The sequence below is a fragment of the Phyllobacterium calauticae genome, assembly GCF_019991125.1.
In the GTDB taxonomy this organism is placed as follows: Bacteria; Pseudomonadota; Alphaproteobacteria; order Rhizobiales; family Rhizobiaceae; genus Phyllobacterium; species Phyllobacterium calauticae.
Genome location: NZ_JAGENB010000002.1, coordinates 372,673 through 384,430, shown reverse-complemented (window position 1 = coordinate 384,430; position 11,758 = coordinate 372,673). Strand labels below are relative to the sequence as shown.

The following is an 11,758-nucleotide window of genomic DNA, read 5'->3' as shown; positions in this document are numbered from 1 at the left end:
GGTTGCAGTCAGCTCCTGCCACAACCCGCCCTGCATGAAGATGGTGCGTGGTTCGACGAGCTCAGGAGGCAGCGGCGCTGTTCTCACGCAGAAGCCGCACCGCGGCGGCACGTGCTTCATCCGTAACGCTGGCACCGGCCAGCATCCGGGCAATCTCTTCCTGGCGGTCGCCCGTTTCCATCGCATGGATGGACGTGGCAACACGGTCATCGCCCCTGGCGGATTTGGCGATGAGAAAATGCGTCTGCGCCCGTGCCGCCACCTGCGGCGCATGGGTGACCGACAGCACCTGCACCCGGTCCGACAGGCGGCGCAGGCGCTGGCCGATGGCATCGGCCACGGCACCGCCAACCCCCGTGTCGATTTCGTCGAACACCAGTGTCGGCGCCGAACCGCGATCGGCCAGCGCCACTTTGAGTGCCAGCAGGAAACGCGACAGCTCGCCGCCCGACGCCACCTTCATCATCGGCCCAGCCCGGGTGCCGGGATTGGTCCGCACCCAGTATTCGACCGTATCGATGCCCTCGGGCAGGCGGTTTTCCGGGTCCGCCGCCATCTCGACGATGAATTCGGCCCGCTCCAGTTTCAAAGCGGGAAGCTCGGCCATGACGGCTGCCTTGAGGTGACCGGCGGTTTCGTGCCGTTCCCGTGACAGGATCGCCGCCGCTTCGTCATAGGCGGCCCGCGCTGCAACAGCTTCCTTTTCCAGCGCGCCAAGCCGCTCGGCGCCCGCATCGATATCCGCGAGATCCGCATCCATCCTGTCGCGCAGGCCGGCGAGATCGTCCACCGGTACGGAATATTTGCGGGCGGCACCGCGCAGCGCGAAAAGCCGCTCTTCCGTCTGCTCGAGAATACGCGGATCGAAATCAATGGCACGGATGGCCTGTTCAATGCCGTTCTGCGCTTCCGTCAGGGCGTTGAGCGCCTCGTCAATGGCCTTGACCACCGGTTCCAGCAGTTGCGGCGCTTCCGGCACCTTGCGCTCCAGCCGCCGCACGAGGCTCGCCAGCGACGGCACCGGCGAACCGGAGCCGGACAGCACCTCGTTGGCATCGTTGACATCGCCCGCAATCTTTTCCGAGCGCATCATTTCCGTGCGCCTGGTGGCCAGCGCCTCTTCTTCCAGCGGCTCCGGATCGAGCTTTGTCAGCTCGTCGACGGAGGCGCGCAGATAATCCGCCTCGCGCGTCGCCGCCTCAACCTTGGCGCGATGCCGCACCAGCGTGTTTTCCGCATCCCGCCAGGTCTTGTGCAATGAGCGGACCGTTGCCGCCTTGGTTTCCAGCGAACCGAAAGCGTCGAGGAGCGAGCGGTGAATATCGATATCAATCAGCGCGCGGTCATCGTGCTGGCCATGGATTTCGACCAGTCTCCGGCCGAGCTCCTTCAACAGCGTGACGCTTGCGGCCTGATCGTTGATGAAGACGCGGCTGCGGCCATCCGATGTCTGCACGCGGCGCAGGATGATGTCGCCGTCATCGCTGATGTCGTTGTCGCGCAGGAGTTCGCGGGCAGGATGGGCACCGGCCACGTCGAACACGGCCGTCACCTGCCCCTGCTCCGCGCCGTGGCGCACCAGCGAGGCATCGCCGCGCGCGCCGAGGGCGAGCGACAAGGCATCGAGAAGGATGGATTTTCCGGCGCCGGTCTCGCCGGTGAGTACCGACAAGCCATCGCGAAACTCAATGTCGAGCCGTTCAATCAGAACAATATCGCGGATCGACAGGTGCGAAAGCATGAATCGCTCAGGTTAATAGTGGATCAGGCGCCATTTTTCTTGCTGCCCACGATCGTCTGGGCAGCCTGTGACAGCCAGGAACCGGCATTCTGGCGTGGCTCCAGACCGCCGCTCTGCAGCAGCTTGTAGCTGTCCTTGTACCACTGGCTGTCCGGGTAGTTCTGTCCGAGCACCGCTGCGGCCGACTGCGCCTCGCTGGTCAGACCCAGCGCATAATAGGCTTCCGTCAGACGCGCCAGTGCTTCTTCGACATGGCGGGTGTTGGAATATTGTTCGACAACGCCGCGGAAGCGCTTGATCGACGCCAGATATTCCTTGCGTTCCAGATAATAGCGGCCGACCTGCATTTCCTTGCCGGCGAGCTGGTCGCGGCCGAAACGGATCTTTTCCTTGGAATCATCGACATATTCCGACTGCGGGAAACGCTCGACGACTTCATTGAACGCCGTGATGGAGCGGCGTGTCATGGTCTGTTCGCGCGTCACGTCCGGGATCTGGCGGTAGTAGCACAGGCCGGTGATGTAATAGGCGTAGGCGGCTTCCGGCTGCGTCGGATACAGCGCGATGTAGCGCTTGGTCATGGCGAGCGAGTCGTCATACTTGCCGGCACGGTAATTGGCGAAAGCCCCCATCACCAGCGCCTTGCGGGCGAATTCGGAATAGGGATGCTGGCGGTCGACGGCATCGAACTTCTTGGCGGCCTCGTCGAGGCGCCCGGCATTCAGATTGGCGAGGGCCTGATTGTACAGCACATCGGCAGGCTCGATTGTGTCGACATAGGCCGACAGGTCGAGGTCCTTATCGTTCGAAGCACAACCGGAAATGGCTGTTGCACCGGCAACGGACGCCATAAGAAGGGCCAACCGGGCCTTGCTGCCAAACCCTGCACTCATCGACATTCTGCAACTCGCCATTCTGTCTTAGGCCCCATTCAAGAAATTAGAGCATTCTGCGCAAATCCGATATCACGTTTGCGCATCATGCTCTAGATACTGTCAAACTCACTGTCAGTTGCGCGTTCTTAAACCACAAGCCAACAGAATCAGCAATCTTATTGCCATCTATTCGTCCAAATTTGTGGCGGAGGCAGAAATGAGTTGAGAAAAGAACATATTCCCTTATTTCGGCAGCGACATATGCCCTACCCGGTAAATCCGGGTCGCTTCATCGGCCTGTTCCGGCTGCTCCGCAGCCCACAGCCGGAAACGCACCACCGTCCATGTGGCCGGCTCGAAACCCGCCACGGATGCAAGAATACCGTTGTCTTCGCCATCCCGTAACACCCGCCCGCTTTCCTGTTTGCGTCTTTCGCCCAGGGGTATGGAGGCGTCGACCGGCGCAATCTCCCGCGTCGCAAACGCCGCCTGCGACACGTCGGGCGACACGAAGGCCTGCCAGACAAACCAGGACTTTACCTGCGGCCGGCCGAACGCGCCCGACACGCCGGCAAACCCGTCCCCGCCGAGAAAATTGTTCAAGCCCTCCACATCGTCCCACAGATAAAACGGCGCATAGAGGTTGTCGCGGCTGCGGGTTGCATCCGTGCGGCGGGCCGACAGATAGGCCTTGAAGCGCAGATGCGGATAGTTGTCGAGCAGATGCCCCTTCTCGGCGATCCGCCGGTCGATGATCCCCATGTCATAATCGGCAGGCAGGGTGAAACTGTATTGCATCGCGATCATGATCGTTCTCCTTGTCGTATGACGGGTTCAAGCCAATGCACCGACTTGCCGTCATGCACGGCCTGAATGCTGACATAGGAGAACGCGCTGTCAGCGCTGGCGCCGTGCCAATGGCGTTCATCCGGAGCGAACCAGACGCAATCCCCGGCCCGCAGTTCTTCAACCGGTCCGCCGTCCCTCTGGGCAACGCCGACGCCGGACAGGACATAGAGAAACTGTCCGCGCGGATGGGTGTGCCAATGGGTGATGACCGAAGGGTCGACGGTGGCACGCATCACGGTGTTCTCACCTTCGCTTTCGCTTTCCAAAAGCATTTCCGCCCAGAACGGCGCGGAGGATATGCCCTCCGGCGCGCGTCCGATTGCCGTCCCTGCCCGCCGTATTGTCATTTCCGCCGGACAGGCCTTTGGTTTCGTGGTTATGTCGTTCATGGACTGATTTCCTGTACTGAGAAAAAGCCGGGTCAGGCGACTTCGAGCATCTGCATGCCGCCATTGCTGAAGGACCATTCATCGCGCGAGGACGTGCTGATGATGATCATGACATCCTCGGGGCGCACGCCAGGAGAAACCGCAAGCTTCTCGACAAGCCGCTCGTAGAACGCCTTCTTCGTCGCCGTATCGCGGGGTTTGCCGATGGTGATGGCAAAGATGATGAAGTCGTCGGAGCGCGGGCCGCCGAGATAATGGCGGTCGAAAATGAACTCGTTCGGGCGATGCTGGTGGATGACCTGGAAGAGATCGTTCTGCGGAACATTGAACGTCTCGATCATCGCCTGATACAGGCTGTCCGACACGGCTTTCAGATAATCATCAGACTTGCCCTGCATGAGGGAAATACGGGCGAACGGCATGGAACGATCCTCTTTGTCTGGCGCCCCGGCACATGGTGTGAAGCGCAATTGAACTTGACGGAATGGTTCTAGCACCGCACAATCATCCTGATAATCAGAAATATATGGATCGATGATCCTGAAAAATTGGACGATAAATATGCGCCGGACCATATTCGACCTGGATGTTCTGCGAACCTTCACGACGGGCGTCGACCTTGGCAGTTTTGCCAAGGCAGCCGACAGGCTTGGCCGGTCGACCTCTGCGGTCAGCGCCCAACTGAAAAAGCTGGAGCAGCAGGCGGGAACGCCGATCTTCCAGAAATCCGGGCGCGGCCTTGCCCTGACCGACGCGGGCGAGACGATGCTCGCCTATGCAAGGCGCCTGCTCGACCTCAACGACGAAGCGGCGAGCGCCATTCACGGCATCGAACTGGAAGGCTGGGTACGGCTCGGCCTGCAGGAGGATTTCGGCGAAACCCTGCTGCCCAATATTCTCGGGCAGTTTGCGCGGGCCCATCCCAAGGTGCGCATCGAAGCGCGCGTGGCCCGCAATGCGGAGCTGCTTGAGCGCGTCGCATCCGGCCGCCTCGACCTCGCGCTGGCCTGGAACAACAGCGCACCGCTATCCAACAGCGAACGCGTCATGGAGGTTCCCATGTGTTGGGTCGGCTCCATCAATCCCGACATGGTCTGGCAGAAGTCCGGCACCGAACCCCTGCCGCTGGCCGCCCTCGAAGCGCCCTGCCTGTTGCGCACCGCCGCCATCAATGCGCTGGATCGCGCCGGCATCGCCTGGCGCCTGGCGTTCATCAGTCCAAGCCTGGGCGGCCTGTGGGCCGCAACGGCGGCGGGGCTCGGCCTCACCATCCGCACGCCGATCGGCTTGCCGGGAACGGTGCAGGCGATACCGCCTGGGGCAAACGGGCTGCCCCTGCTGCCAAATCTGGGATTGGACCTGTACCGGGCCGATGCGGAACCGTCGCCCGTCACGGCCCGGCTGGCATCGATCATCCTGCAGGCATTGCACGAGTCAGTGCCCGTGGGGGCAAAGGCCGCTTAGAGGGATTGAACGGGTGGTGCGTGTCGAACCACGCATGACATCAATTGCAAGACTGGCTAGACAGCCCAGGGTGCAAACACCGGTGCATGGACAGCGACGAGGGACGCCCCGCGCCCCGGGATGCCCGCCGTTTCGACGATCTCGAACGCAGAGTGATCGGACAGCAGTGCCCGCAGCGCCATGGCATTCAGGCGGTGGCCGCCGCGATAGGAGCGGAAGCAGCCGATGAACGGCGCCCCTGCCAGGGCAAGATCACCAACGGCATCCAATGTCTTGTGGCGCACGAACTCATCGGGAAAGCGCAGGCCGCCGGGATTGATGACCGTATGGTCATCGCCGATGACAAGCGAATTATCCAGTGACGAGCCGAGCGCCAGCCCGGCAGCCCAGAGCTTTTCCACATCGCGCATGAACCCGAAGGTGCGGGCGGACGCAATCTCGTCGCGGAACACCGCCTCGCTCATATCCGCGGCAAAGATCTGCCTGCCGATGACGGGCGTGTCGAAATCGATCTCCACCTCGTAGCGCGTGCCCTCATGGGGGACGAACTCCGCCCAGGAGGCACCGGCCTCGATGCGTGACGGTTTGAGCACGCGGATATAGCGCCGCCGGGCTGTCTGCTGGACCAGCCCCGCCTCATCGAAGGCCACGAGGAAGGCGGCCGATGTGCCGTCGACGATCGGCACTTCCGGCGCGTCGATCTCGATGATCAGATTGTCGATCCCTGCCCCGGATATCGCGGCCATCACATGTTCAACGGTGCTGACGGTCGCGCCGCTCCGCTTGCCCAGCGTGGTGCTGAGATCCGTCGTGCCGACTTCCGAGACCAGCGCCTTGATGGCATGGCTGCGCCCTTCGCCATCCCGCCGGTGAAAGACGATGCCCGTATCGGCGGCGGACGGCGCGAAGGTCATCGTGACGGGTGCGCCGCTGTGGACGCCAACGCCGGACAGCGAAACCCGCTCTGCAATGGTCGTTTGATAGTCGCGCAACTGAGACCCCATGCCCTGCTCTGCCCATGTCATCGTAAAATCAATCTGTGCCGTTCTGCCAGAATCAAGGTGAACCGCAGCTATTTTGCGCCGGACGATACAATTGACGCGGCGTCAGGCAAAATCACGGTTTCGGCAGTCCCGCAACGGTCCTGCACGGACAAGAACTAGGTCGTTTTCGAGGTTTTTCAATAGTTTGAACGAAAAAACCCGCCATTGGGACAATGGCGGGTTTCATATTTCTTAACAATACGTGATCGGATCAGTTGGCCTGGCGGCGCAGGAATGCCGGGATTTCCAGCTGATCATCTTCCGACGACTGGCGCGACTGGGGCTGAACACGGCCCTGTTCGTCCAGCTGTCCGCGGCGCGGTGCATAGATCGATGCATCCTGCGACAGCGGGCGGCGCGGCTCTGCCGGACGCATGGCCGGTTCGCGCGGCTGTGCCGGTTCAAGCCGTGCGGTGTCGTCTTCGCGGCGGGTCAGGCCGGCGGTCAGGCGCTTGAGCAGACCCATCGGGCCACGGTCTTCGTGGCTGTCATAGGATGCCTGGTCACGGCCGTGATCCCGTGCATTCAGTTCCGCCTGAACAACCGGCGGGAAGTCGGACACGTTTGGCATGCGCGGTGCCGGTGCGGGCTGTGCGACGGGCGCTGCCTGCATCTGAACCTGCGGCTGGGGCGCGGGCTGGTGGACAGGCTGCTGCGGTGCTGCGGCAACCGGTGCGTCGAACACTTCCGGAGCAGGTGCCTGGAAAATGCGGCTCTGCGGACGGAATTCCTGTTCGGCCGGCTGCGGTGCGCGCTGCGGCATTTCCATTTCGGCGGCGCGAATGGCGTCAGCGACCGGATCGGCAAGGCGGGCTGCCGGCTGCTGCACGACAGGGCGCGGAGCAACAGTCTCGACCCGTGCGGCCGGCTGCTGGACCGGCTTGGCAATCGGCTTCATCGGCTGGCGAAATTCGATCGGCGCAGGGGCCGACTCTCCCAGCTGCTTGTCGATACCCGTTGCCACGACCGAAACGCGGATGATGCCTTCGAGGCTTTCGTCGAAGGTCGCGCCGAGGATGATGTTGGCATCCTGATCGACTTCTTCGCGAATGCGCGTTGCCGCTTCGTCGACTTCGAACAGCGTCATGTCACGCCCGCCGGTGATCGAGATCAGCAGGCCCTTGGCGCCGCGCATCGAGGTTTCGTCGAGCAGCGGGTTGGCAATGGCAGCTTCGGCAGCGGCCATGGCGCGGCCATCGCCGGATGCTTCGCCCGTACCCATCATCGCCTTGCCCATCTCGCGCATCACCGAACGCACGTCGGCAAAGTCGAGGTTGATCAGGCCTTCCTTGACCATCAGGTCGGTGATGCAGGCAACACCGGAGTAGAGAACCTGGTCGGCCATGGCGAAGGCATCGGCAAAGGTCGTCTTGTCATTGGCGATGCGGAAGAGGTTCTGGTTCGGAATGACGATCAGTGTGTCGACATTCTTCTGCAGGTCCTCGATGCCCATATCGGCGGTGCGCATGCGGCGCTGGCCTTCGAAATGGAAAGGCTTGGTGACGACACCCACGGTCAGGATGCCTTTTTCGCGGGCGGCGCGGGCAACAACGGGCGCAGCACCGGTACCGGTACCGCCACCCATGCCGGCCGTGACGAAGCACATATGCGTGCCCTGCAGGTGATCGTTGATTTCGTCGATGCATTCTTCAGCGGCGGCGCGGCCGACTTCCGGCTGCGAACCGGCGCCCAGACCTTCGGTCACTGCAGCACCGAGCTGAATGAGACGTTCAGCCTTCGACTGCGACAGGGCCTGCGCATCCGTATTGGCCACAACAAACTCAACACCGCGCAAACCGGCATTGATCATGTTATTGACCGCGTTGCCACCGCCACCGCCAACACCAAACACGGTGATCCGGGGCTTAAGCTCGGTAATGTCCGGCTTTTGCAGATTGATGCTCATTTGTTTGTTCCTTTTTCCTTTACCGCTTCGCCGCCGCGGTATCTTTTTTGGGTTTCCCCGGATTGATCAAAAACTCTCTTTCAGCCACTGGCCGATACGCTGAAAACGCCCACCCGTACCCGTCATCAGCGATGATGAACCGGCCTTTACAGAACGCTCCTCAATTCCTGCCACCTGCGGATAGATCAACAGACCCACCGCTGCGGAGAAAGCTGGCCCCTTGGCTGCTTCGGGAAGCCCCGTCACACCCAGAGGACGGCCAATACGTACGTTGCGGGCCAGAATACGGCGCGCCACTTCAGGCAAACCCGCCAACTGGCTGGCCCCGCCTGTCAGGACAACACGCTTGCCGACAATCTGGCCGTAGCCGGACTGGTTGAGGCGGTCGCGTGCCAATTCCAGTGTTTCTTCGACGCGCGCCCGGATGATGCGTGTCAGCACCGCGCGCGGATATTGGTTGGGAACGTCGCGGCCGTCATTGCCGAGCGGCGAGACGCTGATGAGATCGCGGTCATCGGCAGCGCTCGGCAGGGCCGAACCGTGCATGACCTTCAATCGCTCCGCATCGTCCATATGGGCGGAAAGACCGCGCGCCACGTCCATCGTCACGTGGTTGCCGCCGATGGCGATGGCATCCGCATGGATGAACTTGCCTTCGGAGAACACGGAAATCGTCGTGGTGCCGCCGCCCATGTCGATGCAGGCCGCGCCCATTTCCGCTTCGTCATCGACGAGCGCCGAAAGGCCGCTGGCGTAAGGGGTTGCAATCATCGCCTCCACCGAAAGGTGGCAGCGGTTGACGCAGAGTTCGAGGTTGCGCAGCGGCGCGGCATCAGCGGTCAGCACATGCATCTCGACCCCAAGCGTATCGCCGATCATCCCAAGCGGGTCGCGGATACCCTTCTCGCCATCGAGCGCATAACCGATGGGCAGCGAATGCACGAGGTGGCGTTCCGTCGCCAGCGCCTGCTTGGCACCGGCGGCCAGCACGCGGCGGATATCGGACTGGTCGACTTCATGGCCACCCAGATTAATGCTGGCGGAAAAGCTTTCGCTCTTCAGGCGCCCGGCGGAAATGTTGACGATCATCGAGTCGACGGTCAGGCCAGCCATGCGTTCGGCCGCGTCAACAGCCAGGCGGATGGCCTGCTCGGCCGCATCGAGATTGACGATGACGCCTGATTTGATGCCGCGCGATTTCTGGTGACCGATGCCGAGCACCTCGATGCGATGGGTGCGGCCGGGCAGATGCGCGCTTTCCTCGCGCGGACGCAGCCGGGCGATGATGCAGCACACCTTGCTTGAACCGATGTCAAGAACCGTCAAAGACCGCGTCCGTTTTGCGGAAGCAGCTCCAGTCGACGTGCTCTTTCCGTTCAGAATACTCATATACGCTTCTCCGAACGCTTAGGCGCCTTGTCTCGCGCCTTCAAAAACTCTACGCGCTGCACCATCGCATCTGGCGTCAGCTTCAAAACAACCCGGTCGGCAAGCCGCATGTCGACCGATGAGATCGCCCGGGACAGCAGCCCGTCCTTCCGGTCCATCTTCACGATATCGGCCATTGCCTGATCGATACGGAATTCCGGCAGCATCACCGTCACGCCATTCTTCAGGATCAGATCCCAGCGCCGGTCGCCGATGCGGGCATAGGCACGGACCTGCGATACGACATCCGGAAACGCTGCAATCTGCGCGAACAGCATTTTCGCCTGCTTGTCGGCACCCGCGCCCATGATCAGCGGCAGCGCCGAATGGCGGCCGGACGAATAGGGAACGATCACGCGGCCATCCTCGTCGATGATCGAGAGATCATCGCCGTTCTGCCACACAGCCAGGGCGGAGCGCTCGTGAATCGAAATCTGGATCGTGTTCGGATAGACCTTGAACACATCGACGGATTCAACCCACGGCAGGGTTGCCACGGCCTTCTGCGCATCGGCGGCACTCAGGCCGACCAGCGAGGTCTCGCCATCGAGGCCCAGCGCGCCGAGCACGTCGATCTCGGAGGTTTCCTTGTTGCCGACCACCTTCACGTCTTCGATGGCAAAACCGAAGGTCGATGTCGTTACCTTGACCACCTCGGGAGCATGGCCGCCAAGAATGGCACCGTAAGCGCCGGTCAGAGCCAGAAAGACGACAGCACCGAGGGTTCCCGTATGGTTGGGGATATGAACCTCCCCTTCGACCATGCGGGTGAAGACGCGCACAGGCTTGCGCAGGAATTTCGGCAGGACGAAGCGGAAACGGCCAAAAGCCGCCATCCTGTCCGAAGACACTGGCGCCACACCCCGGGGGTGTCCTTTTTTGCCCTTCAACGCAAACACGATGCGTCCTCCACCATCCAACTCAACAATTCACCGAAGGTATGCCCCGCGGCTTTGGCGATATCAGGTACAAGAGATGTTGGAGTCATGCCCGGCTGGGTGTTTATCTCCAGCCAAATCAGTTCGCCATCTTCGGAAAAACGGTCGTCGTAACGGAAGTCCGACCGGCTAATCCCTTTACATCCAATTGCCTGATGCACCTTGAGTGCTAGTGTTTGTATTTTTTGGTAAATTTTTAGTGAAATTTTAGCCGGACACACATGATTTGATCCGCCTGCAACATATTTTGAATCATAATCGTAGAACTGATGACCCACGGGAATGATTTCACACACCCCGATGGCCACATCGCCCATCACGGCGCATGTCAGTTCGCGCCCATGGATGTAGCGTTCGACCATGACGGTGTTGCCATATTTCCATTCCGCCGAGGTGATCACCTGCGGCGGATGCGACTGATCCTCCTTGACGATGACGACACCGAAGCTCGACCCCTCATTGACGGGCTTGACCACATAGGGCGGCTTCATCGGATGTTTCGTGGTGAAATCGAAACGGTTCATCACCTTGGCTTCGGCCACGGGAATACCGGCAGCCCTGGCGATGGTCTTCGCCTGCTCCTTGTCCATGGCCAGCGCCGACGCAAGCACGCCGGAATGGGTATAGGGAATTTCCAGATATTCGAGGATGCCCTGGATCGTACCGTCCTCGCCGAAAGGACCATGCAGCGCATTGAACACCACATCGGGGCGCAGCTCTGCCAGCACGCTGGCGATGTCCCGGGTCACGTCGACGCGAGTGACCGGATAGCCCTCGGCCTCCAAAGCATCGGCGCAGGCATTGCCCGAGGAGAGACTCACCGGACGCTCCGATGAAAATCCGCCCATCAGCACCGCAACATGCTTTTTCGCCATGAAGGCAACCCCTTGTACACATCCCCATCAAAGCCGAAAAACGACATAAGTCTCCGCACGCCCGGCGATCGAGACCGCAGGCACCCGAGGCTGACCAAATCAGCCGACTCAAATCAGTTAACGCTTGCCCCTAAAGAATCAGAGAGTTGATTCCGTGACAAGTCCCCTTTGATTCAACAATGAAATTTGGCGTAAAAAAAAGTGTTTGCGATTCGATTTCGGAAACAAAATCAGAGGCAAACGCGCCTCT

The 11,758-nt window shown here is 61.2% G+C and carries 11 protein-coding genes; 1 reads left to right on the top strand and 10 read right to left on the bottom strand.

The window, feature by feature from the left end; all coding sequences use genetic code 11:
- Positions 1 to 61 precede the first annotated feature (61 nt).
- From recN to J1W56_RS07765, 5 genes are all read right to left on the bottom strand, one after another.
- Positions 62 to 1,741: a DNA repair protein RecN gene (gene recN / locus J1W56_RS07785; RefSeq protein ID WP_223612742.1), complete on the bottom strand. Its 1,680-nt coding sequence runs from the start codon at positions 1,739 to 1,741 to the stop codon at positions 62 to 64.
- A gap of 23 nt (positions 1,742 to 1,764) precedes the next feature.
- Positions 1,765 to 2,634, bottom strand: coding sequence for an outer membrane protein assembly factor BamD (locus tag J1W56_RS07780; RefSeq protein ID WP_223612741.1), 870 nt, complete (start codon positions 2,632 to 2,634; stop codon positions 1,765 to 1,767).
- 225 nt (positions 2,635 to 2,859) lie between these two features.
- A complete protein-coding gene (locus J1W56_RS07775; protein ID WP_223612740.1) occupies positions 2,860 to 3,423 on the bottom strand; it encodes a DUF4865 family protein in 564 nt (187 codons plus the stop codon).
- Positions 3,420 to 3,854, bottom strand: coding sequence for a cupin domain-containing protein (locus J1W56_RS07770; protein WP_223612739.1), 435 nt, complete (start codon positions 3,852 to 3,854; stop codon positions 3,420 to 3,422). The genes J1W56_RS07775 and J1W56_RS07770 overlap by 4 nt, the downstream gene beginning before the upstream one ends.
- 32 nt (positions 3,855 to 3,886) lie before the next feature.
- Positions 3,887 to 4,276, bottom strand: coding sequence for a tautomerase family protein (locus J1W56_RS07765; protein ID WP_223612738.1), 390 nt, complete (start codon positions 4,274 to 4,276; stop codon positions 3,887 to 3,889).
- Between the two features lie 139 nt (positions 4,277 to 4,415).
- On the opposite strand from J1W56_RS07765, the gene J1W56_RS07760 reads away from it, so the two are divergent.
- The gene (locus tag J1W56_RS07760; protein WP_223612737.1) at positions 4,416 to 5,318 is read left to right on the top strand and encodes a LysR substrate-binding domain-containing protein; all 903 of its coding nucleotides are present in this window, start codon (positions 4,416 to 4,418) and stop codon (positions 5,316 to 5,318) included.
- A 56-nt stretch (positions 5,319 to 5,374) separates the two neighbouring features.
- Here J1W56_RS07760 and lpxC read toward each other — a convergent pair whose 3' ends face one another.
- The 5 genes from lpxC to J1W56_RS07735 form a co-directional block, all read right to left on the bottom strand.
- Entirely contained in the window at positions 5,375 to 6,322 is a 948-nt protein-coding gene (lpxC, locus tag J1W56_RS07755) for a UDP-3-O-acyl-N-acetylglucosamine deacetylase (protein WP_223613462.1), read from the bottom strand.
- A 250-nt stretch (positions 6,323 to 6,572) separates the two neighbouring features.
- Entirely contained in the window at positions 6,573 to 8,267 is a 1,695-nt protein-coding gene (gene ftsZ, locus J1W56_RS07750) for a cell division protein FtsZ (protein WP_223612736.1), read from the bottom strand.
- Positions 8,268 to 8,333: 66 nt separating this feature from the next.
- Positions 8,334 to 9,656, bottom strand: a complete 1,323-nt coding sequence (ftsA, locus tag J1W56_RS07745; RefSeq protein ID WP_182549367.1) for a cell division protein FtsA — start codon at positions 9,654 to 9,656, stop codon at positions 8,334 to 8,336.
- The gene (locus J1W56_RS07740) at positions 9,653 to 10,594 is read right to left on the bottom strand and encodes a cell division protein FtsQ/DivIB (RefSeq protein ID WP_404928110.1); all 942 of its coding nucleotides are present in this window, start codon (positions 10,592 to 10,594) and stop codon (positions 9,653 to 9,655) included. Before J1W56_RS07740 ends, ftsA begins: the two co-directional genes overlap by 4 nt.
- Complete coding sequence (locus J1W56_RS07735; protein ID WP_223612734.1) at positions 10,582 to 11,508, bottom strand: D-alanine--D-alanine ligase; 927 nt, start codon at positions 11,506 to 11,508, stop codon at positions 10,582 to 10,584. Before J1W56_RS07735 ends, J1W56_RS07740 begins: the two co-directional genes overlap by 13 nt.
- Positions 11,509 to 11,758 lie beyond the last annotated feature (250 nt).

Coding starts and splice junctions, on each gene's coding strand:
- ftsZ (WP_223612736.1), bottom strand. CDS start 8,267: ATGAGCATCAATCTGCAAAAGCCGGACATTACCGAGCTTAAGCCCCGG.
- J1W56_RS07735 (WP_223612734.1), bottom strand. CDS start 11,508: ATGGCGAAAAAGCATGTTGCGGTGCTGATGGGCGGATTTTCATCGGAG.
- J1W56_RS07765 (WP_223612738.1), bottom strand. CDS start 4,276: ATGCCGTTCGCCCGTATTTCCCTCATGCAGGGCAAGTCTGATGATTAT.
- J1W56_RS07775 (WP_223612740.1), bottom strand. CDS start 3,423: ATGATCGCGATGCAATACAGTTTCACCCTGCCTGCCGATTATGACATG.
- ftsA (WP_182549367.1), bottom strand. CDS start 9,656: ATGAGTATTCTGAACGGAAAGAGCACGTCGACTGGAGCTGCTTCCGCA.
- J1W56_RS07760 (WP_223612737.1), top strand. CDS start 4,416: ATGCGCCGGACCATATTCGACCTGGATGTTCTGCGAACCTTCACGACG.
- lpxC (WP_223613462.1), bottom strand. CDS start 6,322: ATGGGGTCTCAGTTGCGCGACTATCAAACGACCATTGCAGAGCGGGTT.
- J1W56_RS07770 (WP_223612739.1), bottom strand. CDS start 3,854: ATGAACGACATAACCACGAAACCAAAGGCCTGTCCGGCGGAAATGACA.
- J1W56_RS07780 (WP_223612741.1), bottom strand. CDS start 2,634: ATGAGTGCAGGGTTTGGCAGCAAGGCCCGGTTGGCCCTTCTTATGGCG.
- recN (WP_223612742.1), bottom strand. CDS start 1,741: ATGCTTTCGCACCTGTCGATCCGCGATATTGTTCTGATTGAACGGCTC.